Genomic DNA, 23,847 nt, shown 5'->3' with positions numbered 1-23,847 from the left:
TCCCACACAATCTCGCTCCCACAGGTGATCTTCAGCGTTTTCGGAGGCACTGCCCGGCGCGAGCCTGGCACAGGGCGAACAACCACTGGCGCAACCGCTTGATCTTCAGTTCCATACCAGTAACTCCGCAGGGGTTGGGTTGTAGCCGTTGCACGGGTTGTTCAGTTGCGGGCAGTTGGAGATCAGTACGATCACGTCCATCTCGGCCCGCAGGTCGACGTACTTGCCGGGGGCGGAAATCCCGTCCTCGAAGGTCAACCCGCCATCGGCGGTCACCGGCACGTTCATGAAGAAATTGATGTTCGGCCCGATGTCGCTTTTACCCAGCCGGCCATCGTGGGCGCAGGCCCGCAGGTAGTTGTCGCGGCAGCTGTGCATGTAGCGTTTTTCCAGGGCGTAGCGCACGGTGTTGCTCTCTTGGGCGCAGGCGCCGCCAAGGGTGTCGTGGCGTCCGCAGGTGTCGTCGACGATGGTCAGCATTGGCTGGCCGAGGTTGGAATACAGCACGCTGCCGGTGCTCAGGTACACGCTGTTTTGCCGACGCAGGGTGCGCTGCACGTCGTAGCGTTCCCTGGGGTTTTTCAGGCTGTAGAACAGCGTGTCGACCGCCTGGTTGCCCTCAAGGTCGAGGATGCGCAGGGTCTGGCCGGCCTTGACTTCCATCAGCCAGGGTTCGCCGGCGGGAATGGTCGCGCGGTACACGGCCGCGTCCGGTTGTTTGGCGAGTGCGATAGACATGGCAGGTCCTCAGGCGAACAGACGGTCGGTGTTGATAAAGCCGCGCTCGTTTTCCGGGCGCGAGGTACGGCAGTGTTCGGCGACGCTTGGGTCGGCGTTCATCCAGCTGAGTTTCAGCGGCTGCGGCGCGTACTCGGGGTTGGGGTCCATGGGATGTTGCAGCGCGGTGAGCACCACCAGTGTGTCCATCGGTGCGTAGAGTTCGATGTAGTCGCCGGCCTTGGAGTGACCGGGGACAAAGTGCAGGCTGCCAGCTTCATCTACCGTGACTTTGCTGAACAGGTTGAGGGTCATCAGCAGGTCGGACAGCCCCAGGCCCCACTTGCCCAGTTCCACCAGCAGGTTGTCGGTGCCGTTGCGGTAGAAGCCGTTGCGCAGCTCTTGATAGCGGCCTTTGCCATATTTTTCCGCGACCTCGGAGGCGCATGACACGCCGCCGATACTGTCACTCCAGCCGCAGGTGTCGGCGGTGATGGCAGCCAGCACGCGGCCCATGTCCGAGTACAGGCAATGGCCGTTGGTGAGCTTGGCGGTGTGTTGGCATTTGAGGCTGTCGGGCAGGTTCAGGCGCTCGGTTTTTTCATTGGCATTGAGCAGGGTCAGGCTGACGTTGGCGCCGCCGCGAATGTCGGTGAGGCGCAGCAGTTGGCCGCGCTTGAGTACAAAGGAACGGTGGCCGCCGCCGGGGAGCATTTCCTCGGCGAAAGGTGGGAACAATTGAGTTGAGTCGGTCATTTGGAAGTGGCTCCAAGTTCGGCGGCGATCGCCTTGCGGCGCTCGCTGTTCAAAGGGATGTCGTAGGTGATGCGGGCGCCGTATGCGCCGGGGGCGTGTGGGTCGAGGCGCACCTTGTCGAACACCAGCAAGCGGGTGCCGAGGCTGAAGCCTTCGCTGAGGTCGTGGGTGACCATGAACACCGTCAGCCTGGTTTCGCGCCACAGCTCCAGCAACAGCAGGTGCATGTCTTTGCGAATGCCCGGGTCGAGGGCGCCGAAGGGTTCGTCCAGCAGCAACACGCGGGGCTTCATGATCAGCGCCTGGGCGATGGCCAGCCGCTGCTGCATACCGCCGGAAAGCTCCGCCGGGTACTTGTCCAGGGCATGGCCCAAACCGACTTTATGCAGCAGGGCTGCGGCCTGTTCCCGGGCCTGTTTTTTCGCGCTGCCGAACAGGCGGCCGAGCAACGCTGAACGTGGCAACTCAAGGCCCAGCGCAACGTTGTCCAGCACCGTCAGATGCGGGAACACCGAGTAGCGCTGGAACACCACGCCACGGCTGGCGTCGGGTTCGGCGGCGAGCGGTTTACCGTCCAGCAGGATCTCGCCATGGCTGGCGGTTTCCTGCCCCAGCAGCAGGCGCAGGAAGGTCGATTTGCCGCAACCGGAGGTGCCGACCAGGGTGCAGAATTCGCCTTCAGCCACGTGCAGGTTCAGGCGCTCCAATACCACCTGGTCGCCATAGCGCTGCCACACATTGTTGACGTTGATAAAGCTCATGCCCGCGCTCCTTCGTACCAGGGGAACGCGCGCCGCGTCAGGGCCTTGAGGCCCCAGTCCATCAGCCAGGCCAGCAGGGTGATCCACACCACGTAGGGCAGGATCACGTCCATCGCCAGGTAGCGGCGCACCAGGAAGATCCGGTAACCCAAACCGTCGGTGGAGGCGATGGCTTCGGCTGCAATCAGGAACAGCCACGCCGAGCCGAGCATCAAGCGCAGGGAGATCAGCAAACGTGGCAGCAATTGCGGCAGCACCACCCGCAGCATCAGGGTCCAGGTGGAGGCGCCGAGGGTCTGTGCCTTCACCAGCAACTCCACGGGAATTTCCCGTGCCCGCTGTTCCAGGTCCCGCGCCAGGGCCGGGGTGATACCGATCACGATCAGCATCACTTTCGACAATTCCCCCAGCCCGAACACGATGAACAGGATCGGCAGGATCGCCAGCGGCGGCACCATCGACAGCACCGTCAGTAACGGCGACAACGGTGCGCCAAACAGCGGCAAGGTGCCGGCTGCAATGCCCAGGCACAGGCCGGCGAGGGCGCTGATGCCCAGGCCGATCGCCAGGCGGCGCAGGCTTGAGGCGCTGTCTTGCCACAGCACGTATTCACCGGTGCGAGTGTCGGCGCTGAAGGCCAGGCGTTTCACTGCGTCGCCCATTTGTGCGGCGCTGGGCAGCAGCTTGTCGTTGGGGTTGTCTGCCAGGCGCTCGGCCGAGCCCACGAAGTAGGCGAACAGCAGCAGGGCGAAGGGCAGCAGCACCAACAGCAGGCGACTGGAGCGTTCCGGGTGACGGTTGATCAGGCGCATGGCCGCGTCCTCTTACAGCGTGCCGTCGGCGGCCATCTGTACGTAGCTGGGGTCGAAATGCAGCTTGAGGTTGGCAGTGTCGCCGCGGGTCACGCCATTGGCGAAGCTCATGCCCACGGCGTTGGTGTCCTTGGCACCTTCACCCAGCAGGCCGTGTTTAAACGAGAACTCGGCGACTTTGTCCATGGTGGCGGGCAACTGCGCGCTGGTGGCAAAGGCCAGGGCTTCCTTGGGCGTGGCGAACAGCTTGGTGGTGTCCAGTTGCGACTGGAAGCCCTTGAGGTCGGTGCCGGAGGCCTTGGCCATGTGCTCCAGGGCGTCGGTGCTGGCGGCGTTTTTCGCGTTCATCAGCGCCACCACTTCAAACCAGGCGCCGGTCAACGCTTTGCCCAGCTTGGGGTTGTCCTTGAGGGTCTGGGTGTTGACCACCATCATGTCCATGATTTCGCCGGGCACTTTGCTGGAGTCGAACACTTCGGTGACGCCGGGCTTGGCCTTGATCTCCGAGAGCATCGGGTTCCAGGTGGTGACGGCCTTGACCTGGTCGGTGTTGAAGGCGGCGGCGATGTCGGCGTCGGAGGTGTTGACCACTTTCAGGTCTTTTTCGCTGAGGTTGGCCGACTCCAGGGCGCGGGCCAGCAGGTAGTGGGACACGGAAAGTTCCACCAGGTTGACGTTCATGCCCTTGAGGTCGGCGACTGTCTTGCCTTCACCTTTGATGACCACGCCATCGTTGCCATTGGAGAAGTCGCTGACCACCAGCGCGGTGCTGTCCACGCCGCCGGCGGCGGGAATGGTCAGGGCGTCCATGTTGGTCATGGTGCAGCCGTCGAACTGGCCGGCGGTGTACTGGTTGATGGATTCGACGTAGTCATTGAGCTGCACCATGTCGATCTTGATGCCGTACTTCTTGGCCCACTTGTCGAGGATGCCTTGGCTGCCGGCGTATTCCCACGGCATCCAGCCGGCATAGATCGTCCAGCACACGCTGAAATGGTCTTTGGGGGCGGCTTGGGCGGAAAAACTCACCACGGCGGCGAAGGCGGCGGCGAGCAGGGCGGGTAAACGTATCGAGGGCATGGATGCTTCTCCAGTTGATCAAGGGCGAGCAGGAGCAACGCGGCACCGTGAACGGTGGCTTGTCTCCCGGGCTTTTATCCCGCCGTGTAACCTCAACTGGAGGTCGCCGACTCTCGGACCAGCCACTCGCCTTAGCGAGCCGGAACCCTAGTCAGCCATTGCAAATTGTGGTGCCGCGAACCTGTGATGACTCCTGCACGGGAGAGGTAAAGCGAGAGTCGTGCCAAGTGGCACGGGCGCAGTAATGGCGTGGGTTGGCGCGAGGAGGAGGGAGAAACGTGTAGGGAATATGCATTGTGGTGGTGCGGGGTTGCACTGCAATGAGGCGACCGGCAGATGTATCAATCTATGTCTAAATCGCACCAGATTCCGTTTTTGATGTCAGATATTTCGTCAGGCAGTGAAAGCTGTTTGCCGCCCCCCAGCGTCGCTGGGTGTGCTCTTCCGCGGTCCAGGAGGCCGCCATGTATCGTCGACTGCTTCTCATCGCTTTGCTCGGCTTGACCCTGTCTGCGTGCGCGCCTTATTACGGTGGCGGCCAGGCCTACTACGGTTCCGAGGTCTACACGGCGCCCGCGCCGGCGTATTACTACGGCGGCGGCCCGTATTACCATTACCGCCAGGGTTACTACCCGCCACCGCAGCGTTATTACCCGTCGCCGCGTTATTACCAGCCGGCGCCGCGCTATTATCCTGCGGGGCCGCGCGCGGGTTATCGGCCTTACCCAAACCAGGGTTGGGGCAACAGTCACTGGGGTAATGGTGGCGGACATGGCCAGGGTGGTGGTCAGGGTGGAGGCCGTGGCGGCGGTCATCGCTGATAGGAATAATTGGAAAAACGGCGCTCAGGCGCCGTTTTTGTTTACCGTTGGTCGGCACTGTCATATTTGACAGCTATCCTGTGGGTTACGCCTGTAGTTAATTGGGAGCAGTCGCCTGTTTGGCGTATCGCTTCCAGCATCGACTGATGGAACCCATGACATGAACGTCAGCCCGCTCTACCTGTTATTTTTTGCTTTTCTTGGCGTCAGTACGTTGGCAGCAGCGCAATCCTGTCCTTACCCGAGTGCTGTACGCTACGTTGACGGTCACTTTCAGGGAACTGACAGCGACTCGCCATGGATAAGCCAGGCAATGAGCGGCGGGGAATTCGTGGAAACCTTTGTCGGCGCGCTTTTTACTCCTAGCGAGCAGGACGAGCGCAAGCATGGCTATCTGGAAAAGTGCATTTATAAAACCCTGAGGGGTAAGACAGTCACCCTGAGGTACGGCACGGCCCAAGCCGGGGGGGCGATGTCGCTGGCAGATACCACGCATTGGGTACCGGGCACCGATGCTTTCGGGCAACAGGTTTTCCAGTGCGACGACCACCAACCCGATAATTGTGCCTTCACGTTCGAGGGCAAAAAAGCGCCGGCGGACGCTCAATAGTCAGACAGGTCCGCCAGCGGATGCCGCCCTTCCCAGACCTTGTGGAAGTGCGCCTGCACCACGGCCTCGGGGATCAAGTTGATGTCCGGCCAGTGCCAGTGTGGCTGCTGGTCCTTGTCGATCAACCGCGCCCGCACACCTTCGCTGAATTCCGGGTGACGGCAGCAGTTCAGGCTCAAGGTGTATTCCATCTGGAACACCTGGGCCAGGGACAGGTGCCGCGCGCGCTGGATCTGTTCCCACACCAGGTGCGCGGTCAGCGGGCAGCCTTCGTTCAGGGTCTTGCCTGCGCGGCGGAGCAGCGGGTCGGTGTGATCGCGTAACTGGCTCAAGGCTCGCCACGCACAGCGCACATCCCCCACGTCCAGCCACTCGTCGATCTGCCCACGGCGCGGCAGCCATTGGGCTTCGGGCAACTGGCCGGTGGCTTCCTGGGCCAGGGCCTTGAGCAGGCTGTTGAGCTGCATGTCGGTCTGTTCCTGCCAGTTCAGTTGCAGCAGGCCTTCAAGCAGTTCGTCTTGTTGTTCATCCAGCAGGAAACGGTCAGCCAGGCCCAGGTCCAGGGCGTCGCGGCCATTCATATGGGCGCCGGTCAGGCCGAGGAACAACCCCAACTTGCCGGGCAGGCGAGACAGGAACCAACTGGCGCCCACGTCCGGGTACAGGCCGATGCTGATTTCCGGCATGGCCAGGCGGCTGCTTGGAGTGACGATGCGCACGGCGGCGCTTTGCAGCAAGCCCATGCCACCGCCCAGCACATAGCCGTGGCCCCAGCAGATCAGCGGTTTGGGATAGGTGTGCAGGCGGTAGTCGAGGCGGTACTCCGCGGCGAAAAATTGCGCGGCCAGCGCCGGTACTTCGCCGGGATGTTCACGGCAGGCCTGGGCCAGGCTGCGGACTTCGCCACCGGCGCAAAAGGCCTTGGGGCCATTGCCGCGCAGCAGCACGCAGACGATTTGCGGGTCTTTGGCCCAGGCGTCCAGGCGTTCGCTCAGGGCCAGGATCATCGGCAACGACAAGGCATTGAGGGATTTTTCCGCGTCCAGGCTGGCGATGCCAACGCGGGCGCCGCCGGTGCCAATCAGCTCTTCGAAGTGCAGGTTCATCATGACCTCAATCGATAAAGTGAAGGTTCAGTATGATCGCTTCGCAGGAAAGTGCGGTATCTGCGTCAGATCAATTGACAAGCAAGGTCGGCTTTCCTAGGGTTCGCCTCATTCTTTTGACTAGACAGCGTAACCATGACCACCGACGACCGTATCAAACTCGAACCCAGCTGGAAACACGCCCTGCGTGACGAGTTCGACCAGCCGTACATGGCCCAGTTGCGGGAATTCCTGCGCCAGGAGCACGCGGCAGGCAAGGAGATCTACCCACCCGGCCCGATGATCTTCAACGCACTCAACTCAACGCCCCTGGACAAGGTCAAGGTGGTGATCCTCGGCCAGGACCCGTATCACGGCCCGGGCCAGGCCCACGGCTTGTGCTTCTCGGTGCAACCGGGCGTGCCGGCACCGCCGTCGCTGGTCAATATCTACAAAGAACTCAAGCGTGACCTGAACATCGACATTCCCAACCACGGCTACCTGCAAAGCTGGGCCGACCAGGGCGTGCTGATGATCAACACCACCATGACCGTGGAGCGCGCGAATGCCAACGCCCATGCGGGCAAGGGCTGGCAGTTCTTTACCGATCGGATTATTGAAGTGGTGAGCGAGCATCAGCCGCACCTGGTGTTCTTGCTGTGGGGCGCCCATGCGCAGGGCAAGCAGAAGCTGATCGACGCTACCAAACACCTGGTGCTGACGTCGGTGCATCCGTCGCCGTTGTCGGCCTATAGAGGGTTTATTGGCTGCGGGCATTTCAGCCGCACCAACAAGTTTCTTGAGCAGAATGGCGAGACGCCGATCGAGTGGCGATTGCCGCCGGTTTGACATAGCTCCAATGTAGGAGCTGTCTCGCTAAAGCTCGACAGCTCCTACAATTGAACGTCTCTTGGGCTTCAGATTTTGTCTGGCTGCCGGTTCCAGTGTCGAAACAAAGGCTCCGCCAGAAACAGCACAAACAACAAACGCATCACCTGCATCGCCGTCACCAACGGCACCGACAATTGCAGGGTTTCCGCCGTCAGGCTCATTTCCGCAATTCCGCCTGGCATCATGCCCAGTGTCAGCGAACGCAGGTCCAGATGTGTGAGTGCACTCAAGCCCACAGCCGCCAGCGTCGCAATCAACATGGTCAACGCCGTTCCGATCAACGTACGTCCCATGAACAACGGCGCGCGCCGGAAGAACTGCCGGTTGAAGTGGCAACCCAGGCCGCTGCCGATCAGCCACTGGCCGATCTGGCTGCCGCCGTCGGGCAGCCCGATGTGCAAGTCCCAGGTAATGCTGGCGGCGGCACTGACCAGCAGCGGCCCGAACAGCCAGGGGTTTGGCTGACGCAAGCGTTGCCAGCCCCAGGCCACCAGGGCGCCGACGGGAAACAGCAGCGCCAGCCAGGTCCAATCCACCGTCGCCGGATGAAACTGCGGGGCACCTTCCCCCAGCAAATACTTGAACGCCGCCGGCACGCAGAGCACCACCACCAATACCCGCAAACTCTGGCCCGCCGCGACGCGGCTGAGTACTGCGCCGTTGCGTGCGCCGAGGTTGACCATCTCCCCCGACCCACCCGGCATGCTCGAGAAAAACGCTGTGGCACGGTCTTCACCGCTGCGGCGCATCAACCACACACCCACGATGCTGGAGAGGCTGGTGACCAGCGCGCCGAAGAAGATCAGGCCGAAGTGGCTCATCACCTGCTCGATCACCACCGGGGTGAAGTGCAGGCCGATGCCGATGCCCACCACCCATTGGCCGCATTTGCGGCCGCCGGGAATTTCTGCGAGCTGCCAGGGTGTCAGGCAGCGCACCAGGATGATCGCCAGCAACGAGCCGACCATGTACGGCAGTGGCCAGCCGATCTGGCTGGCGAGATACCCGCCCAGCAGACCGACCAGCGGTGTTGCCCACCAGTTTCTGAACGTGGCCTCAGACATCGGCCACGGCACGACGCTGCAGGGAACGCTTGCGCCAGATGCGCAGGAGCGGGAACAACAGCATCAAGGCCGTCAGTACCCACACGCCGAAGGTGATCGGGCTCGACCAGAGGATCTGCAATTCGCCGTTGGAAATCGACAGCGCACGACGCAGGTTCTGCTCCATCAACCCGCCGAGGATAAAGCCCAGCAGCACCGGCGAGAGCGGGAAATCCAGCTTGCGCAGGATGTAGCCGAAGATGCCGATGCCGACCATCAGGAACAGGTCGAAGGTGGTGGCGTGAACCGCGTACACACCGATCGCAGTGATGATGGCGATCACCGGCACCAGTGCCCAGTTCGGCACGGCAAGGATGCGGGTGAAGATGCGGATCATCGGGATGTTGAGGATCACCAGCATGATGTTGGCGATAAACAACGAGGCGATCAGGCCCCAGACGATGTCCGGTTGCTGTTGGAACAGCAGCGGGCCGGGGGTGATGTTGTACAGCGACAGGGCGCCGATCATCACCGCCGTGGTGCCCGAGCCGGGTACGCCGAGGGTCAGCATCGGCACCAGGGCGCCGCAGGCGGAAGCGCCGATCGCGGTTTCCGGAGCCGCGAGGCCGCGCATGTCGCCCTGGCCGAATTTACCGCTGGCACCGGCCAGGCGTTTTTCGGTCATGTAGGCCACGGCCGAGGCCAGTGTGGCACCCGCGCCCGGCAATACACCCATGATGAAACCCAGCAGGCCGCAGCGAATATTCACGACGAATACCGCGGAAGCTTCCTTCAGGTTGAACATCATGCGTCCGGTGGCTTTCACGGCTTCCTGGCCACGGTGGGTTTTTTCCAGCAGCAACAGGATCTCGCTGATGGAGAACAGGCCCAATACAAGCACCACGAACTGGATGCCGTCGGTCAGGTGGATGTTATCGCCGGTGAAGCGGTATACGCCGCTGTTGGCATCGATACCCACTGCTGACAGAAACAGGCCGATCAAGGCCGCGACAAAGGTCTTCAGCGGCTTGTCACCGGCCATGCCGCCCAGGCAGACGATGGCAAACACCATCAGTACGAAATATTCCGCCGGGCCGAAGGCAATCGCCCATTTGGCCAGCAGCGGGGCGAACAGCACCATGCCGCAGGTGGCGATAAACGCACCGATGAACGAACTCCACGCCGACAGCGACAACGCCACGCCCGCCAGGCCTTTGCGAGCCATCGGGTAGCCGTCGAGGGTGGTCATCACGGTGGAAGCTTCACCCGGGATGTTCAACAGGATCGAGCTGATGCGCCCGCCGTATTCGCAGCCCAGGTACACGGCCGCCAACAGGATCAAGGCCGACTCAGGCGGCAGCCCCAGGGCAAATGCGATGGGGATCAACAGCGCTACGCCGTTGATCGGCCCAAGGCCCGGCAACAGGCCGACCACGGTGCCGATCAAGGTGCCGCACAGTGCGGTGATCAGGTTGTAAGGGGTCAGTGCAACGCCGAAGCCCTGGCCCAAATAGCTGAACGTATCCATATCAGTTCTCCAGAACTTCAAGCAGGCCGAGTGGCAGCGGTACATCCATGGCCTTGTCGAACAGCAGGTAAAGACCGATGCTCATCAAGGTCACGATCACCACGCTGGGCATCCAGCGGCCGCCATACAGGCGCGCCATCGGAATGCCGATCAGCATGCTGCTGAGGATGAAACCCAAGGGTTCGAAGGTGCCGGCAAACACCAGCAGCAACCCGACGCAGATGCCGATCTTGATCAGGGTCTGGCGGTCCAGCGCGGGCTCTTCTTCTGTGTGCTTGGTGGGCTGTGGACGAAACAGCATGTAGATCAGGCCCAGGCCCATCAGCCCGAGCATCAGCAGCGGGTAGGCCCGAGGCCCTACCGGCTCGTAGGAAAACGACGCCTGATATGGCCAGGCCATCAGTGCGAGGCCGGCACAGACCAGCAACATCACTGAGGCGAAAATGCGTTGTAAGAGCATGGGAAACTCCTTGGAGACTCTTGTAGGCGCGAGCTTGCTCACGAAGAACGCCAGGACGTCGCGTTTATACAGGCAGCACGCGTCATCGTTGAAGTTTTTCGCGAGCAAGCCCGCTCCCACAGAGGGGCGATTACTGGATCAGGCCGAACTCTTTGGCCAGCACTTTGTAGTCAGCCACCTGTTTCTTCACGTAGGTGTCCAGCTCCGGGCCGGTCATGGCGAACGGGAACAGCTCGCGCTGGTCACGCAGCTTGGCGAACTCTTCGGAAGCCAGCAGTTTGTCGAAGGCGTCTTTCCACCAGGCATAGTCTTCGTCGCTGACTTTTGGCCCGAGGTAGAAGCCACGCACCACCGGCCAGACGATGTCGTAGCCTTGTTCCTTGGCGGTCGGGATGTTCTTCATTTCCGGCTCGTCCAGGCGTTCGTCGGAGAACACCGCCAGCAGGCGCATGTCACCACTGAGGATGTGCGGCATGGAGTCGGAGATGTCGGTACTGCCTACCTGGATATGGCCGCCGAGCAGGGCGGTGGCGATCTCGCCGCCGCCTTCCAGTGCCACGTAGCGCAGGTCACGCGGGTTGATGCCGGCGGCCTTGGCGATCAGGGCGGTTTGCATCCAGTCCTGGCTGCCGACGGTGCCGCCGGAACCGATGACCACGCTGCCCGGATCTTTCTTCAGGGCCTTGACCAGATCGTCGAGGTTTTTGTAGGGCGAATCGTTTTTCACCGCGATGGCACCGTAGCTGGTGCCGACGGCCGCGAGCCAGCGCACGGCGCTTTCATCGAAGCGGCCAAATTTGCCCTGGGCCAGGTTCAACAGCGAGCCGCTGGACCACGCCACCAGCGTGCCGGCGTCGGCCGGACGCTGCGCCACGACGGCGTTGTAGGCCACCGCGCCCACGCCGCCGGGCATGTAGGTCACGCGCATCGGCTTGCTCAGCAGTTTCTCGTTGACCAGCGCGCTCTGCGCCAGTTTGCAGGTCAGGTCGAAACCACCGCCAGGGGACGCCGGGGCGATGCACTCCGGGCGCTTGGGCTCGGCGGCCAGCAGTTGGCTGGCGAACAGCATGCAGCTGGCCGTCAGGGCAAATTTACGCAGTGAAAGGGTCATGTTCATCTCCATCATTGTTGTTATGAGGTTGCTGTTACCAGAGTGCGACGCTGTAGCTCACCAGCAGGCGCACTTCATCCGCATCACGGGCCGAATAGTTGGAACGGTAGGTGGCATTGCGCAGACGCACGGCCACGTCCTTGAACGTGCCGCTTTGCACCACGTAGCGGATCTCGCTGTTGCGTTCCCACTCCTTGCCGGTCTCGCCGTTCTTGAGCTTGATGTTGTCACCCGACAGGTAACGGCTCATGAAACTCAGGCCGGGAATCCCCAGCTTGGCGAAGTCGTAGTCGTAGCGGGCCTGCCAGGAGCGTTCTTCGGCGCCGGCAAAGTCGTTGATCTGCACGAAGTTGACAAGGTAAGGATCGCTACCGTCCACGTAGGGAAAGGCACTGTCGCCGGACATGTGCTGGTAACCGGCGCTGAGCTTATGGCCATTGAGGGCATAGCTGAAGAGGCCGTTGAGGGAGGTGTTGTCGATCTTGCCGCCGCGCGCCGCGCCGGTGTCGTCACTGACGGCCAGGCGCAGGTCGGCGCCGAAGGTGCCGGGGCCCATCGGGCGCGAGGCCACGAGGCCGAGGAAATGCTGGCGGTACACGTCGTCGAGTTGGGCGAAGTGGTAGCTGCCGGTGATCTTGTCGGCGAATTTATAGTCCACGCCGCCGAAGTCGAAATGCTTGCCGGTGGCGCCGCTGAGGAAGCGGCTGTTCTTGTTGTTGAGGCCGATGTCTTCGTAGTTGGTGTCGTCGCGGTCCTTGGCCTTGTTCAGGCGGCCGCCGGTGAACACCAGGTTCTTGAATTCCCTGGAACTGAGCAGGCCGCCGTCAAACGTCTGCGGCAGGATGCGCCCGTCGTTGGGCTTGAGGATCGGCAATTCGGGGATCAGCGCGCCGATCTTCAGCTCGGTGGCGGAGATCTTCACTTTGCCGGTCAGGCCGAGTTTGGAATATTCGTTGGCGGCGCGGCCGTCGTCGTGGGTCGGCAACAGCCCGGTGCCGGTGCGGTCGGGGCTGGAGTCGAGCTTGACCCCGAGCATGCCCAGCGCATCCACGCCGAAGCCGACGGTACCGTCGGTGTAGCCCGACTGCAGGTTGAGCATGAAGCCCTGGGCCCACTCGTCGCGCTTGGATTGTTGTGCGCTGGTGCCGTCGCGAAAGTCGCGGTTGAAGTACATGTTGCGGGTTTCGAGGGTGGCGGTGCTGTCCTCGAAAAAGGCGGCCTGGCCTGCGGGCGAAAAGCCGGCGAGGGCGGCGGCACTGGCAAGGGCGGTCTGGGTGATACGAGAAGAACGAGCAGGCGGCTGTGTGCGCAGCATCGTGGGTGTACTCCGTTATTGTTCTTATTTTGGCGAAAACGCTTCGAGGCGTTTTTCGGGCGCTATGGGTGAAATAGCTCGGCAGGCGAAACCCACCGTGGCTGGATGCTAAAGGGCGAAGCTTTCACTAACCTTTCAGTCGCCTTTCAATGTTTTCGGGCTTCACAGCGCAGGCCGCGCCTGTAAACTCCCCGGCAAAGCGTGGCGCCGACCACCCCCGAACGAGGTAAAAACCCATGCGTGTCCTTCTGGTCGAAGACCATTTGCAGCTAGCCGAAAGTGTCGCCCAAGCGCTCAAGAGCACGGGTTTGACCGTCGACGTGTTGCACGACGGAGTGGCGGCGGACCTGGCCTTGAGCAGCGAGGAATACGCGGTGGCGATTCTCGATGTGGGCCTGCCGCGCATGGACGGTTTTGAAGTGTTGGCTCGCCTGCGGGCCCGTGGGAAAAATCTGCCGGTGTTGATGTTGACCGCACGCAGCGATGTGAAGGACCGCGTGCATGGCCTCAACCTGGGCGCGGATGACTACCTGGCCAAGCCGTTCGAACTGACGGAGCTGGAAGCCCGGGTCAAGGCGCTGCTGCGCCGTAGCGTGCTGGGCGGTGAGCGGCAACAGGCGTGTGGCGTGCTGATTTACGACCTGGACACGCGGCGCTTCACCCTGGGCGGCGAATTGCTGACGTTGACCTCCCGCGAGCAGGCGGTGCTTGAGGCGCTGATCGCGCGCCCGGGCCGGGTCATGAGCAAGGAGCAACTGGCCTCCCAGGTGTTTGGCCTGGATGAAGAGGCCAGCCCCGATGCCATCGAAATCTACGTGCACCGCCTGCGCAAGAAACTCGATGGCCAGCCTGTGGCCATCGTCACCTTCCGTGGCCTGGGGTACCTGCTGGAAGCCCGCGATGCATAAGCCCAGCAGCCTGCGCTGGCGCCTGCTGTGGAACCTGGCGCTGTTGCTGGTGGTGTTGATGATTGCCAGCGGCTTGAGCGCTTACTGGAATGGGCGCGAGGCGGCGGACACGGCTTACGACCGCACGCTGTTGGCCTCGGCGCGGACCATTGCGGCCGGCCTGTCCCACCGCGACGGCACCTTGAGTGCCGATGTGCCCTACGTCGCCCTGGATACGTTCGCCTACGACAGCGCCGGGCGAATCTACTACCAGGTCAACGATATTCACCAGAAGCTGATTTCCGGCTACGAAAACCTGCCGGGCCCGCCGCCGGGAACTCCACGCACCGATGACTATCCGGCGCTGGCGCGCTTTTATAACGCCAGGTATCAGGGCCAGAACGTGAGAGTGGTCAGCCTGCTCAAGGCAGTCTCCGAACCGAACATGAACGGCATGGCGGAAATCCGCGTGGCCGAAACCGACGAGGCGCGGGTGGCGATGGCGCGCAGCCTGATGGCCGATACCTTGCTACGCCTGGGGATGCTGGCCATCGGTGCTTTGTTGTTGGTGTTCTTTGCCGTGAGTGCGGCGCTGCGGCCGTTGGAGCGCTTGCGCACGGCCGTGGAAGAGCGTCAGCCCGATGACCTGCGGCCATTGCCGCTGGTGGAGGTGCAGCATGAATTGGGCCCGCTGGTACATGCGCTCAACCATTTCACCGAACGCCTGCGCGGGCAGTTCGAGCGCCAGGCACAGTTTATTGCCGATGCCGCCCATGAGCTGCGCACTCCGTTGGCAGCGCTCAAGGCACGCTTGGAGCTTGGCCTGCGTGCCGAAGATCCGGCTACCTGGCGCACCACCCTGGAAACCGCAGCCCAGGGCACTGATCGCCTGACTCACCTGGCCAATCAATTGCTCTCGCTGGCGCGCATCGAAAACGGCGCCCGGGCGATTGCCGAAGGCGGGGCCCAGTTGCTGGACCTGAGCCAGTTGGCTCGCGAGCTGGGCATGGCCATGGCGCCGCTGGCCCATGCGCGTGGCGTGGCCCTGGCGCTGGAGGCGGATGAACCGGTGTGGCTGCGGGGCGAGCCCACCTTGTTGAACGAGTTGTTGAGCAACCTGGTGGACAACGCCCTGGCCCACACGCCCCCGGGCGGCAACGTGATCTTGCGGGTCACGGCGCCGGCGGTACTTGAGGTGGAAGATGACGGCCCGGGCATCCCGCTGGATGAGCGGGACCGAGTGTTCGAGCGCTTCTATCGGCGCAGCCAGCAGGGCTTGGGGGCGGGCTTGGGGTTGGCGATTGTTGGCGAGATCTGCCGGGCACACCTGGCGCAGATCAGCTTGCATGACGGAGAGTTGGCGGGGTTGAAAGTGCGGGTCAGTTTTATCGCGGGGTAATCAGTAGAACATTGACCGTGCTTCATCCAGCTCGGCGCGCAAGGTGTCGCTGTAGGGGTCGAGTCGCAGTTTCTTGATCGCAGGTACCGTCGATATCGGTACGCTGGCCAGCGGGTGGTCAGTGTCGCGGTGGCAATACAACACGGCGACCTGCACCAGGTCGATATAGTCCAGGCGCTCGGAGTCGCGCTCAAGGTTCATGTACTGCGCCGGCAGGTTCACCAGCATTTCCGGGAAGTCCCAGCGCCGCAGCAGCTTGTCCCCCAGCAACGGGTGGATGCTTTCAATCACGTGATCGAGGCTGACCGGATCGGACAGCAGTTCATAGTGATCTTCGGCGAAGGTCAGGATCGGTAGCACGCCAATCTGGTGCACCAGCCCACCCAGCGCCGCCTGGTCAGGCTTCAACTGGCTGTGGTTGCGGCACAACGCATAGCTCACGCCGGCCACTTCCAGGCTGCGCCGCCAGACATCGCGCATCTTCTGTTCGACCACTTCGGAACGGGCGTGGAAGATCTGTTCCATCACCAGGCCGATCGCCAGGTTGCTGCTGTAGTTGGTGCCCAGGCGGGTGATGGCGGTGTGCAGGTCGGTGACTTCCTGGGTCGCGCGCAACAGCGGGCTGTTGACCACTTTGATCAGCCGTGCCGACAAGGCAGTGTCACGGCCGATCACTTTGCTCAGGTGGCTGATGCTGATGTCCGGGTCTTCGGCGGCCTGGCGAATGTTCAGGGCCACTTCCGGCAGCGTTGGCAGAACCAGGTCATCGTTATCGATGGCCACAACCAACGCCTGTTGGACTTTTTCCGCCAGCTTGTTCATTCAAGATCTCTAGGGTGTAGCAAAAAGGTACGACGATCAGCGCTGGATCTCGCGATCACGGTCCAGCTGGTAGGGCAGGTCGAGCAGCTGAAGGCCCGGGCCTTCCAGCGTGCCTACATGCACATCGCCACTCTCTGCTGCTTCGGCTTGCAGCACCGCTAGAAGTTCAATCGCCTGATCGGCACGGGCGGCAAGCACCACCTCGCCGATGGCGCTGTTGTGATTCGGGGAAAACAGTGGGGTGCCGGGCTCAGGCAGCTCGCCGGCATTCAGGCTCAGGCGATACAGGCGACGCTTGAGTTTGCCCAAATACTGCATGCGCGCGACGATTTCCTGGCCGGTGTAGCAGCCTTTCTTGAAGCTGACGCCGCCGACGGCTTGCAGGTTGAGCATCTGCGGGATGAACAGTTCGCGGGTCTGGGGCATGACCTGGCCGATACCGGCACGGATCTGGCCCAGCAGCCATTGGTTCAGTTCACCTTCGTGCAATTGTGCGGCGAGTTGGCTGTGCAGGGTTTGAGCTTGGGCGGCGGGAGCCCAGAGTTCGGCACGGCCCGGCGATACGCGGATGGCGATCAGGTCATCGCTGCGCACCACGCTGTCGGTCTCGGCGGGTAGTTGGAGGCCGAGGCCGGCCAGTACCTGATCGGCATCCGACACACCGAAACGCGCCCAGGCAGCGCTTTCGTCGGTGAGTTTGGATTTGGAGAACACGGCGTACTTTTTCAGGTCCGCCAGTTGTGGCTCCAGCAGTTCGGTGGCCATGGCCAGCAGCACGCCATCGCCTTGCAGCAGGATGCGGAAGCTCGACTGCATGCGCCCTTTCTGGGTGCAGCGCGCGCCCAGGCTGGCCTGGGTGTCACTCAGGTAGTTGAGGTTGCAGGTCAGTTGTCCCTGGAGGAACTTGGCAGCGTCGGAACCGCGGACGGCGAGAACGCCTTCGTGGGACAGGGGGCAGAAAAAAGCAGAGTCAGCCATGGGTCATCGCAGGTTAAAAAGTCATGAGTGCATCATAGAGGGGCGCCCGGCAAATGGATAGTTTCCGTATGGCCGACCAAAGCCGACTGTTCCAGGCAGCTTCGGCCTGTATACTTGCGCTCTATTTGAGGAGCGCTCCATGGTCGAAGATGTAGAACTCAATCGCCTCTACTGGCACAGCCGACGCGGCATGCTTGAACTGGACGTGTTGCTGGTACCGTTCGTCAGGGAGGTCTATCCGCACCTCAACGACGTCGACCGCGACTGCTACCGCAAGCTGCTGGAATGCGAGGATCAGGACATGTTCGGCTGGTTCATGGAACGCGCCGAATCGGAAGACCCGGAGCTGCAGCGCATGGTTCGGATGATTCTGGATCGTGTCCAGCCCAAGTAATACGTTCGAATGCCGCTGGCACGCCTCCGGGCAGTTGCTGGCGGCTTATCTTTTCGCCCAGGCGTTCGCACTGGGTGCGCTGTGGTTTCTCGATGTGTCCCGGTGGTTCGGAGCCTTTGGCGCCTTGTTGTGCCTGGCCCATGCCGGTTGGGTATTGCCGCGTCATATCCTGCTGACTCACCGTTCGTCGATCCGTGGCCTGCGTCGCGACGAGGATGGCTGGCAGTTGTGGAGCGCCGCGCGTGGCTGGCACAGCGTGCAACTGCGCCCCGACAGCCTGGCGTTGCCGTTGATCGTGGTGCTGCGCTTTCGGGTGCAGGGTGACTGGCGGGTGCGTTCGATCTGCGTGCCACGGGATTCGCAGGCTACCGATGTGCATCGGCGCCTGCGGGTGCGCTTGAAATTCAGCCGCCGTAGGTGGTTGGCACCAGAATAGTGTCGCGCGCTTCGGGCAGCATTTGCGGGTAGTCGAGGGTGTAATGCAATCCCCGGCTTTCCTTGCGCTCCATGGCCGAGCGGATCATCAGTTCCGCCACCTGGGCCAGGTTGCGCAGCTCGATCAGGTCGCGGCTGACTTTATAGTTGCTGTAGAACTCGTCGATCTCATCCAGCAACAGTCGAACCCGGTGCTGCGCCCGCGCCAGGCGCTTGTTGGTGCGCACGATGCCCACGTAGTCCCACATGAAGCGCCGCAACTCGTCCCAGTTGTGGGCGATGATCACGTCTTCGTCCGAATCGGTCACCTGGCTGGCGTCCCAGCGGGGCAGGGCGGCCGGCACCGGGATGCGCGGCAGCTGTTCAAGGATGTCGGCGGCGGCGGAGCGGGCGTACACGAAACACTCCAGCAACGAATTGCTGGCCATGCGGTTGGCGCCGTGCAGGCCGGTGAAGCTGGTTTCGCCAATGGCGTACAGGCCGGGCACGTCGGTGCGGCCGTTCTGGTCGACCATCACGCCGCCGCAGGTGTAGTGCGCCGCCGGGACGACCGGGATCGGGCCCTTGGTGATGTCGATATTGAACGCCAGGCAGCGCTCGTAGACCGTCGGGAAATGGGTCTTGATGAAGGCTTCGGGCTTGTGGCTGATGTCCAGGTAGACGCAGTCGATGCCCAGGCGCTTCATTTCATGGTCGATGGCCCGGGCGACGATGTCCCGCGGGGCCAGTTCTGCTCGTGGGTCGAAGCGCTGCATGAAACGTTCGCCGTTGGGCAGCTTCAGGTGTGCGCCTTCGCCGCGCAGGGCTTCGGTGATCAGGAAGCTCTTGGCCTGCGGGTGATACAGGCAAGTGGGGTGGAACTGGTTGAATTCCAGGTTCGCCACCCGGCAGCCCGAACGCCAGGCCATGGCAATGCCGTCACCGCAGGCGCCGTCGGGGTTGCTGGTATAGAGGTAGACCTTCGCTGCGCCGCCCGAGGCGAGAATGGTGAAGCGCGCGCCGTAGGTGTCGACTTCGCCGCTGGCCCGGTTGAGCACATAGGCGCCGAGGCAGCGTTCGCCCGGCAGGCCAAGGCGCTTTTCGGTGATCAGGTCGACGGCGACCCGCTGTTCCAGCAGTTCGATGTTGGGGCGTTGCCGGGCCTGGGCGAGCAGGGTCTTGAAGATCGCGGCGCCGGTGGCGTCGGCGGCATGGATGATCCGCCGATGGCTGTGGCCGCCTTCGCGGGTCAGGTGGAACTCGAAGCCGCCGTCGTCGGTGCCGGAATGTTCGTCGCGGGTGAAGGGCACGCCCTGGTCGATCAGCCACTGGATGGCTTCGCGGCTATGCTCGACGGTGAAGCGCACCGCCTCTTCATTGCACAGGCCGCCGCCGGCATTCAGGGTGTCTTCGACGTGGGATTGCACCGTGTCGGTGTCATCGAGCACCGCGGCGACACCGCCCTGGGCCCAGAACGTCGAGCCATTGGCGAGGTCGCCCTTGCTCAGTACGGCTATGCGCAGGTGGCCCGGCAAGGTCAGTGCAAGGCTCAAGCCCGCGGCGCCGCTGCCAATCACCAGGACATCGTGTTGAAACTGTTGGCTCATTTGAAGGATTCCGCAAAAAGCGATCCGTAGGGGGCGCAAACAGGACGCCTGGATCGGCGAATCAAAGGGTGACACGGCCCACTAGTATATAGAGGGGGGGAGCGGCACAATAGCCGGGCATTCGTGGCATTGTGAGACTACGGGCAACGAACTGCACGGCTTTCATGAAACGGACAGCGATTGGGATGGGAACTTTTTGCATAGGCCCCGACTCAATAGCAGGATGCCCGAAAGCTGGGAACACGCTGGATTTGCTGAGCCGCGTCTGTGTCAGGCGCGTCAGGAAACTGGCGACAGATTATTCGCGCAGCCGGCATTGCCCGCGCTGCGTTTTTCGTGTGTGCCAAATCAGTGCGCGCCGGAAACTTGCTTGGAGGGGGAGAACTTTTGCGAAAAGTCCGAGTCTATGTTTGCAAGCCTGATCGATTAGTTATGCAAGCCTCCTTCAAGTACAACGAGGAGTGTTCATGCTAACCCAGGAAGAGGATCAGCAGCTGGTCGAGCGCGTTCAACGCGGCGACAAGCGGGCATTTGATCTGCTAGTGCTGAAATACCAGCACAAAATTCTCGGGTTGATCGTGCGGTTTGTGCACGACACCCATGAAGCGCAGGACGTTGCACAGGAAGCCTTTATCAAGGCGTACCGTGCACTCGGTAATTTCCGCGGTGACAGTGCGTTTTACACGTGGCTGTATCGCATCGCCATTAACACGGCGAAGAACTATCTGGTTTCTCGCGGTCGCCGCCCGCCGGATAGTGATGTTAGTTCGGAAGATGCTGAATTTTATGATGGTGATCACGGCCTCAAGGATCTCGAGTCGCCGGAGCGTGCATTGCTGCGCGACGAGATCGAAGGAACCGTCCATCGCACTATTCAACAACTGCCAGAAGATTTGCGTACGGCGTTAACTTTACGTGAATTCGATGGTCTGAGTTACGAAGACATTGCGAGCGTCATGCAATGTCCGGTGGGTACCGTACGCTCCCGGATCTTCCGGGCTCGGGAAGCCATCGATAAAGCCCTGCAGCCGTTGTTGCAGGAAAACTGAGACAGCGGCGACAGCCAAGAGAGGAACCGCCATGAGTCGTGATGCCCTGCAGGAATCGCTGTCCGCAGTGATGGATAACGAAGCGGATGAACTGGAACTTCGTCGAGTGCTTAATGCATTTGATGATGCCGAAACCCGTGATACCTGGTCTCGTTACCAAGTCGCTCGGGCGGTGATGCACAAGGATCTTCTAATCCCTCGTCTGGATATTGCTGCGGCCGTTTCTGCTGCACTGGCTGATGAAGCCGTTCCGGCAAAAGCTGCTCGCGGTCCTTGGCGTAGCCTGGGCCGTCTGGCAGTCGCTGCTTCGGTGACCGTCGCTGTATTGGCAGGTGTCCGCCTGTACAACCAGGACGAAATCGCCGGTGCCGAACTGGCCCAACAGACCCAGCAACCGGTCATGGCCGGCCCGCAGGTCAAGGGTCCAGCCGTACTGGCCGGCTACAAGGAAAGCTCCGATACCACCGGGCCTATGGCCAACGGTGTACTTCAAGGGCAATCCGGCTGGCAGGATCAGCGTCTTCCAGGCTACCTGCGCCAACACGCACAGGAATCGGCCTTGAAAGGCACTGAAAGCGCTCTGCCTTACGCCCGCGCTGCAAGCCTGGAAAACCGCTAGTCCGCCAAGGAGCTTTATGCGCGCCATACCGCTCCTTGCGCTTTTGCTCAGTGGCTGGTTTGCAGTCCCCGCCCATGCCGATGAAGCCCAAGACTGGCTGACGCGTCTTGGGCGGGCGGAGCAGCAGCAAAGCTTTCAGGGCACCTTCATCTACGAGCGTAACGGTAGTTTTTCTACCCATGACATCTGGCATCGTGTCCAGAATGGTCAGGTCCGTGAGCGGCTTTTGCAGCTCGATGGTTCTGCCCAGGAAGTCCTGCGCGTCGATGGCCGTACCCAATGCGTGAGCGGCACGCTGGTTGCCGGGCTTGGGGGCTCCCCCAATACCTCTGCGCGTACCCTTGATCCGCAAAAACTCAAAGCGTTCTACGATCTTGCCGTCATCGGCAAATCGCGCGTGGCCGGTCGGAATGCGGTGATCGTCTCCGTGACCCCCCGCGATCAATACCGTTATGGTTTTGAGCTGCATCTGGATCGTGAAACTGCGCTGCCATTGAAGTCATTGTTGCTTAACGACCAGGGCCAGTTGCTGGAGCGTTTCCAGTTCACCCAGCTCAATACATCGGTGCCTGACGATCGTGATTTGCAGCCCAGTGGCGAATGCACGCCGGTGGCGGTGACCAACGCCAAGGCCCCGGAGGTCGAGATCCCTCAGGATTGGCGCCTCGACTGGTTGCCACCAGGCTTTCAGCTGGTCAACAGCAGTGCCCATAAAGACTCCCACACCAAGGTAACCGTCAGCAGTCTGATGTATGACGATGGTCTGGCGCGTTTTTCGGTATTCCTGGAGCCGCTTAACGGTGCGACCGTAAACGAGACCCGCACCCAGTTGGGCCCGACAGTCGCCGTTTCACGGCGGTTGAATACCCTGGAAGGCGAGGTGATGGTGACCGTCGTCGGCGAGATCCCGATTGGCACCGCCGAGCGAATTGCGCTGTCACTACGCAGTGGCACCGTGCCCGCCAAGCCTTGAGTTGTTAATCCTATGTTCATCCTGATATTTCAATGTTGCGCAGGAGATAGTCGATGCCTGCCTCTGCCGAGAGCATGAAATGTCTGGATCATTTTTTTCACTTGCTAATATCTCCTATGTTTTTTATAGGTCAGGGCTTAACGGCCCTGGCCTTGTTTTGTTCGCGGAACAAAAATGTCGGTCGCAGTTTTTCGGCGTTTATTGAACCCTGTCGCTCAACCCTGCTCGTCGTAACGGGAGCTGTATGTCGATACCACGTTTGAAGTCTTACCTATCCATAGTCGCCACGGTGCTGGTGCTGGGTCAGGCCGTTACCGCGCAAGCGGCCGAGCTGCCTGACTTCACCCAACTGGTGGAGCAGGCGTCGCCTGCCGTGGTGAACATCAGTACTACGCAGAAGCTGCCGGATCGTAAGGTCTCCAACCAGCAGATGCCCGACCTGGAAGGCCTGCCGCCGATGCTGCGAGAGTTCTTCGAACGCGGCATGCCCCAGCCGCGCACGCCGCGTGGCGGTGGTGGCGGCCAGCGTGAGGCCCAGTCCCTGGGCTCGGGCTTCATCATCTCGCCTGACGGCTACATCCTCACCAACAACCACGTGATTGCCGACGCCGACGAGATCCTGGTGCGCCTGGCGGACCGCAGTGAGCTGAAAGCCAAGCTGGTGGGCACCGACCCACGTTCCGACGTTGCCCTGCTGAAAATCGAAGGCAAGGACCTGCCGGTGCTGAAACTGGGCAAATCCCAGGACCTGAAAGCCGGCCAATGGGTCGTCGCCATCGGTTCGCCGTTTGGTTTTGACCATACTGTGACCCAGGGTATCGTCAGCGCCATCGGTCGCAGCCTGCCGAACGAAAACTACGTGCCGTTCATCCAGACCGACGTGCCGATCAACCCGGGCAACTCCGGCGGTCCGTTGTTCAACCTGGCGGGTGAAGTCGTTGGCATCAACTCGCAGATCTACACCCGCTCCGGTGGTTTCATGGGCGTTTCGTTCGCGATTCCGATCGACGTGGCCATGGACGTTTCGAACCAGCTGAAAACCGGTGGCAAAGTCAGCCGCGGCTGGCTGGGGGTGGTGATCCAGGAAGTGAACAAGGACCTGGCTGAATCCTTCGGTCTCGACAAGCCGGCCGGTGCCCTGGTCGCGCAGATACAGGACGATGGCCCTGCTGCCAAAGGTGGCCTGCAAGTCGGTGACGTGATCTTGAGCATGAACGGCCAGCCGATCGTCATGTCTGCGGACTTGCCACACCTGGTGGGCGCGCTCAAGGCCGGCAGCAAGGCCAAGCTGGAAGTGATTCGTGACGGCAAGCGCCAGAACGTCGAACTGACCGTCGGTGCGATCCCGGAAGAAGGCGCGGCGCTGGATGCGCTGGGCAACAGCAAGCCAGGTGCCGAGCGCAGCAGCAATCGCCTGGGCATTGCCGTAGTCGAGTTGACCGACGAACAGAAAAAGAGCTTCGACCTCAAGAGCGGTGTAGTGATCAAGGAAGTCCAGGACGGTCCTGCCTCCCTGATCGGCCTGCAACCAGGTGATGTCATCACCCACCTGAACAACCAGGCTATCAACTCCACCAAAGAGTTCACCGACATCGCCAAGGCGCTGCCGAAGAACCGTTCGGTGTCGATGCGCGTCCTGCGTCAGGGGCGTGCCAGCTTCATTACCTTCAAACTGGCCGAGTAATCCGCTAGTCCAATAAAAAGCCCCGCTCTCG

At 61.8% G+C, this 23,847-nt stretch carries 25 protein-coding genes and 1 riboswitch; of the genes, 11 read left to right on the top strand and 14 right to left on the bottom strand.

The window, feature by feature from the left end; all coding sequences use genetic code 11:
• Positions 1 to 105: 105 nt before the first annotated feature.
• From HX824_RS20040 to HX824_RS20020, 5 genes are read right to left on the bottom strand one after another with little or no spacing between them, the layout of a single operon-like run.
• Positions 106 to 738, bottom strand: coding sequence for an urea amidolyase associated protein UAAP2 (locus HX824_RS20040; protein ID WP_003212037.1), 633 nt, complete (start codon positions 736 to 738; stop codon positions 106 to 108).
• Between the two features lie 9 nt (positions 739 to 747).
• Positions 748 to 1,473, bottom strand: a complete 726-nt coding sequence (locus HX824_RS20035) for an urea amidolyase associated protein UAAP1 (RefSeq protein ID WP_003212035.1) — start codon at positions 1,471 to 1,473, stop codon at positions 748 to 750.
• Positions 1,470 to 2,234, bottom strand: a complete 765-nt coding sequence (locus HX824_RS20030) for an ABC transporter ATP-binding protein (protein ID WP_008437829.1) — start codon at positions 2,232 to 2,234, stop codon at positions 1,470 to 1,472. The genes HX824_RS20035 and HX824_RS20030 overlap by 4 nt, the downstream gene beginning before the upstream one ends.
• Positions 2,231 to 3,046: an ABC transporter permease gene (locus HX824_RS20025; protein ID WP_003212030.1), complete on the bottom strand. Its 816-nt coding sequence runs from the start codon at positions 3,044 to 3,046 to the stop codon at positions 2,231 to 2,233. The genes HX824_RS20030 and HX824_RS20025 overlap by 4 nt, the downstream gene beginning before the upstream one ends.
• A gap of 12 nt (positions 3,047 to 3,058) precedes the next feature.
• Positions 3,059 to 4,126, bottom strand: a complete 1,068-nt coding sequence (locus HX824_RS20020) for a putative urea ABC transporter substrate-binding protein (protein WP_008437831.1) — start codon at positions 4,124 to 4,126, stop codon at positions 3,059 to 3,061.
• A gap of 61 nt (positions 4,127 to 4,187) precedes the next feature.
• A riboswitch (guanidine-I (ykkC/yxkD leader) is annotated at positions 4,188 to 4,288 on the bottom strand.
• A 302-nt stretch (positions 4,289 to 4,590) separates the two neighbouring features.
• Between HX824_RS20020 and HX824_RS20015 the strand changes: the two genes are divergently transcribed.
• A complete protein-coding gene (locus tag HX824_RS20015) occupies positions 4,591 to 4,947 on the top strand; it encodes a hypothetical protein (protein ID WP_003212026.1) in 357 nt (118 codons plus the stop codon).
• A gap of 160 nt (positions 4,948 to 5,107) precedes the next feature.
• Entirely contained in the window at positions 5,108 to 5,557 is a 450-nt protein-coding gene (locus tag HX824_RS20010) for a DUF3757 domain-containing protein (RefSeq protein WP_134325887.1), read from the top strand.
• Here the strand turns inward: HX824_RS20010 and HX824_RS20005 are convergent.
• Positions 5,551 to 6,663, bottom strand: a complete 1,113-nt coding sequence (locus HX824_RS20005; RefSeq protein ID WP_177028564.1) for an enoyl-CoA hydratase/isomerase family protein — start codon at positions 6,661 to 6,663, stop codon at positions 5,551 to 5,553. The genes HX824_RS20010 and HX824_RS20005 overlap by 7 nt on opposite strands.
• Before the next feature lie 135 nt (positions 6,664 to 6,798).
• Between HX824_RS20005 and ung the strand changes: the two genes are divergently transcribed.
• Positions 6,799 to 7,491: a uracil-DNA glycosylase gene (gene ung, locus HX824_RS20000; RefSeq protein WP_003212020.1), complete on the top strand. Its 693-nt coding sequence runs from the start codon at positions 6,799 to 6,801 to the stop codon at positions 7,489 to 7,491.
• A gap of 68 nt (positions 7,492 to 7,559) precedes the next feature.
• Here the strand turns inward: ung and HX824_RS19995 are convergent, their stop codons facing one another.
• The 5 genes from HX824_RS19995 to HX824_RS19975 all read right to left on the bottom strand — a co-directional run bounded on the left by HX824_RS19995 (position 7,560) and on the right by HX824_RS19975 (position 12,990).
• The gene (locus HX824_RS19995; RefSeq protein ID WP_003212018.1) at positions 7,560 to 8,597 is read right to left on the bottom strand and encodes an AbrB family transcriptional regulator; all 1,038 of its coding nucleotides are present in this window, start codon (positions 8,595 to 8,597) and stop codon (positions 7,560 to 7,562) included.
• The gene (locus tag HX824_RS19990; RefSeq protein ID WP_003212016.1) at positions 8,590 to 10,104 is read right to left on the bottom strand and encodes a tripartite tricarboxylate transporter permease; all 1,515 of its coding nucleotides are present in this window, start codon (positions 10,102 to 10,104) and stop codon (positions 8,590 to 8,592) included. The genes HX824_RS19995 and HX824_RS19990 overlap by 8 nt, the downstream gene beginning before the upstream one ends.
• A 1-nt stretch (position 10,105) precedes the next feature.
• Positions 10,106 to 10,564: a tripartite tricarboxylate transporter TctB family protein gene (locus HX824_RS19985; protein WP_008437838.1), complete on the bottom strand. Its 459-nt coding sequence runs from the start codon at positions 10,562 to 10,564 to the stop codon at positions 10,106 to 10,108.
• Between the two features lie 130 nt (positions 10,565 to 10,694).
• Positions 10,695 to 11,681: a tripartite tricarboxylate transporter substrate binding protein gene (locus HX824_RS19980; protein WP_166742143.1), complete on the bottom strand. Its 987-nt coding sequence runs from the start codon at positions 11,679 to 11,681 to the stop codon at positions 10,695 to 10,697.
• A 28-nt stretch (positions 11,682 to 11,709) separates the two neighbouring features.
• The gene (locus HX824_RS19975) at positions 11,710 to 12,990 is read right to left on the bottom strand and encodes an OprD family porin (RefSeq protein WP_177046260.1); all 1,281 of its coding nucleotides are present in this window, start codon (positions 12,988 to 12,990) and stop codon (positions 11,710 to 11,712) included.
• A gap of 236 nt (positions 12,991 to 13,226) precedes the next feature.
• Between HX824_RS19975 and HX824_RS19970 the strand changes: the two genes are divergently transcribed.
• Both HX824_RS19970 and HX824_RS19965 read left to right on the top strand, forming a co-directional pair.
• The gene (locus HX824_RS19970) at positions 13,227 to 13,898 is read left to right on the top strand and encodes a response regulator (RefSeq protein WP_003212008.1); all 672 of its coding nucleotides are present in this window, start codon (positions 13,227 to 13,229) and stop codon (positions 13,896 to 13,898) included.
• Positions 13,891 to 15,276: a sensor histidine kinase gene (locus HX824_RS19965; protein WP_003212006.1), complete on the top strand. Its 1,386-nt coding sequence runs from the start codon at positions 13,891 to 13,893 to the stop codon at positions 15,274 to 15,276. Before HX824_RS19970 ends, HX824_RS19965 begins: the two co-directional genes overlap by 8 nt.
• Here the strand turns inward: HX824_RS19965 and HX824_RS19960 are convergent, their stop codons facing one another.
• Both HX824_RS19960 and HX824_RS19955 read right to left on the bottom strand, forming a co-directional pair.
• A complete protein-coding gene (locus HX824_RS19960) occupies positions 15,277 to 16,098 on the bottom strand; it encodes an HDOD domain-containing protein (protein ID WP_177035873.1) in 822 nt (273 codons plus the stop codon).
• 36 nt (positions 16,099 to 16,134) lie between these two features.
• On the bottom strand, positions 16,135 to 17,076 hold the full coding sequence (locus HX824_RS19955) for a folate-binding protein YgfZ (RefSeq protein WP_177054967.1): 942 nt from the start codon (positions 17,074 to 17,076) through the stop codon (positions 16,135 to 16,137).
• 139 nt (positions 17,077 to 17,215) lie between these two features.
• Between HX824_RS19955 and HX824_RS19950 the strand changes: the two genes are divergently transcribed.
• Both HX824_RS19950 and HX824_RS19945 read left to right on the top strand, forming a co-directional pair.
• Complete coding sequence (locus tag HX824_RS19950) at positions 17,216 to 17,470, top strand: succinate dehydrogenase assembly factor 2 (RefSeq protein ID WP_003212000.1); 255 nt, start codon at positions 17,216 to 17,218, stop codon at positions 17,468 to 17,470.
• Positions 17,454 to 17,906, top strand: coding sequence for a protein YgfX (locus tag HX824_RS19945; RefSeq protein WP_177008913.1), 453 nt, complete (start codon positions 17,454 to 17,456; stop codon positions 17,904 to 17,906). The genes HX824_RS19950 and HX824_RS19945 overlap by 17 nt, the downstream gene beginning before the upstream one ends.
• On the opposite strand, the gene nadB is transcribed toward HX824_RS19945, so the two are convergent.
• On the bottom strand, positions 17,875 to 19,491 hold the full coding sequence (nadB, locus tag HX824_RS19940; RefSeq protein ID WP_003211997.1) for an L-aspartate oxidase: 1,617 nt from the start codon (positions 19,489 to 19,491) through the stop codon (positions 17,875 to 17,877). The genes HX824_RS19945 and nadB overlap by 32 nt on opposite strands.
• A 467-nt stretch (positions 19,492 to 19,958) precedes the next feature.
• Here nadB and rpoE point away from each other — a divergent pair, with 467 nt between their 5' ends.
• The 4 genes from rpoE to HX824_RS19920 all read left to right on the top strand — a co-directional run bounded on the left by rpoE (position 19,959) and on the right by HX824_RS19920 (position 23,816).
• The gene (gene rpoE / locus HX824_RS19935; RefSeq protein WP_003172477.1) at positions 19,959 to 20,540 is read left to right on the top strand and encodes an RNA polymerase sigma factor RpoE; all 582 of its coding nucleotides are present in this window, start codon (positions 19,959 to 19,961) and stop codon (positions 20,538 to 20,540) included.
• Positions 20,541 to 20,571: 31 nt separating this feature from the next.
• Positions 20,572 to 21,159 (top strand): sigma-E factor negative regulatory protein, encoded by a 588-nt coding sequence (locus tag HX824_RS19930; RefSeq protein WP_003172479.1) that lies wholly within the window; start codon positions 20,572 to 20,574, stop codon positions 21,157 to 21,159.
• 16 nt (positions 21,160 to 21,175) lie between these two features.
• A complete protein-coding gene (locus HX824_RS19925) occupies positions 21,176 to 22,132 on the top strand; it encodes a MucB/RseB C-terminal domain-containing protein (RefSeq protein ID WP_003211995.1) in 957 nt (318 codons plus the stop codon).
• 244 nt (positions 22,133 to 22,376) lie between these two features.
• Positions 22,377 to 23,816, top strand: a complete 1,440-nt coding sequence (locus HX824_RS19920; RefSeq protein ID WP_003211993.1) for a DegQ family serine endoprotease — start codon at positions 22,377 to 22,379, stop codon at positions 23,814 to 23,816.
• Positions 23,817 to 23,847 lie beyond the last annotated feature (31 nt).

This window comes from Pseudomonas sp. D4002 (genome assembly GCF_013385665.1).
In the GTDB taxonomy this organism is placed as follows: Bacteria; Pseudomonadota; Gammaproteobacteria; order Pseudomonadales; family Pseudomonadaceae; genus Aquipseudomonas.
Note: the sequence above shows the minus strand (reverse complement) of the source record. Positions and strands in the feature narration are given on the sequence as shown.

Coding starts and splice junctions, on each gene's coding strand:
- HX824_RS20040 (WP_003212037.1), bottom strand. CDS start 738: ATGTCTATCGCACTCGCCAAACAACCGGACGCGGCCGTGTACCGCGCG.
- HX824_RS20035 (WP_003212035.1), bottom strand. CDS start 1,473: ATGACCGACTCAACTCAATTGTTCCCACCTTTCGCCGAGGAAATGCTC.
- HX824_RS20030 (WP_008437829.1), bottom strand. CDS start 2,234: ATGAGCTTTATCAACGTCAACAATGTGTGGCAGCGCTATGGCGACCAG.
- HX824_RS20025 (WP_003212030.1), bottom strand. CDS start 3,046: ATGCGCCTGATCAACCGTCACCCGGAACGCTCCAGTCGCCTGCTGTTG.
- HX824_RS20020 (WP_008437831.1), bottom strand. CDS start 4,126: ATGCCCTCGATACGTTTACCCGCCCTGCTCGCCGCCGCCTTCGCCGCC.
- HX824_RS20015 (WP_003212026.1), top strand. CDS start 4,591: ATGTATCGTCGACTGCTTCTCATCGCTTTGCTCGGCTTGACCCTGTCT.
- HX824_RS20010 (WP_134325887.1), top strand. CDS start 5,108: ATGAACGTCAGCCCGCTCTACCTGTTATTTTTTGCTTTTCTTGGCGTC.
- HX824_RS20005 (WP_177028564.1), bottom strand. CDS start 6,663: ATGAACCTGCACTTCGAAGAGCTGATTGGCACCGGCGGCGCCCGCGTT.
- ung (WP_003212020.1), top strand. CDS start 6,799: ATGACCACCGACGACCGTATCAAACTCGAACCCAGCTGGAAACACGCC.
- HX824_RS19995 (WP_003212018.1), bottom strand. CDS start 8,597: ATGTCTGAGGCCACGTTCAGAAACTGGTGGGCAACACCGCTGGTCGGT.
- HX824_RS19990 (WP_003212016.1), bottom strand. CDS start 10,104: ATGGATACGTTCAGCTATTTGGGCCAGGGCTTCGGCGTTGCACTGACC.
- HX824_RS19985 (WP_008437838.1), bottom strand. CDS start 10,564: ATGCTCTTACAACGCATTTTCGCCTCAGTGATGTTGCTGGTCTGTGCC.
- HX824_RS19980 (WP_166742143.1), bottom strand. CDS start 11,681: ATGAACATGACCCTTTCACTGCGTAAATTTGCCCTGACGGCCAGCTGC.
- HX824_RS19975 (WP_177046260.1), bottom strand. CDS start 12,990: ATGCTGCGCACACAGCCGCCTGCTCGTTCTTCTCGTATCACCCAGACC.
- HX824_RS19970 (WP_003212008.1), top strand. CDS start 13,227: ATGCGTGTCCTTCTGGTCGAAGACCATTTGCAGCTAGCCGAAAGTGTC.
- HX824_RS19965 (WP_003212006.1), top strand. CDS start 13,891: ATGCATAAGCCCAGCAGCCTGCGCTGGCGCCTGCTGTGGAACCTGGCG.
- HX824_RS19960 (WP_177035873.1), bottom strand. CDS start 16,098: ATGAACAAGCTGGCGGAAAAAGTCCAACAGGCGTTGGTTGTGGCCATC.
- HX824_RS19955 (WP_177054967.1), bottom strand. CDS start 17,076: ATGGCTGACTCTGCTTTTTTCTGCCCCCTGTCCCACGAAGGCGTTCTC.
- HX824_RS19950 (WP_003212000.1), top strand. CDS start 17,216: ATGGTCGAAGATGTAGAACTCAATCGCCTCTACTGGCACAGCCGACGC.
- nadB (WP_003211997.1), bottom strand. CDS start 19,491: ATGAGCCAACAGTTTCAACACGATGTCCTGGTGATTGGCAGCGGCGCC.
- rpoE (WP_003172477.1), top strand. CDS start 19,959: ATGCTAACCCAGGAAGAGGATCAGCAGCTGGTCGAGCGCGTTCAACGC.
- HX824_RS19930 (WP_003172479.1), top strand. CDS start 20,572: ATGAGTCGTGATGCCCTGCAGGAATCGCTGTCCGCAGTGATGGATAAC.
- HX824_RS19925 (WP_003211995.1), top strand. CDS start 21,176: ATGCGCGCCATACCGCTCCTTGCGCTTTTGCTCAGTGGCTGGTTTGCA.
- HX824_RS19920 (WP_003211993.1), top strand. CDS start 22,377: ATGTCGATACCACGTTTGAAGTCTTACCTATCCATAGTCGCCACGGTG.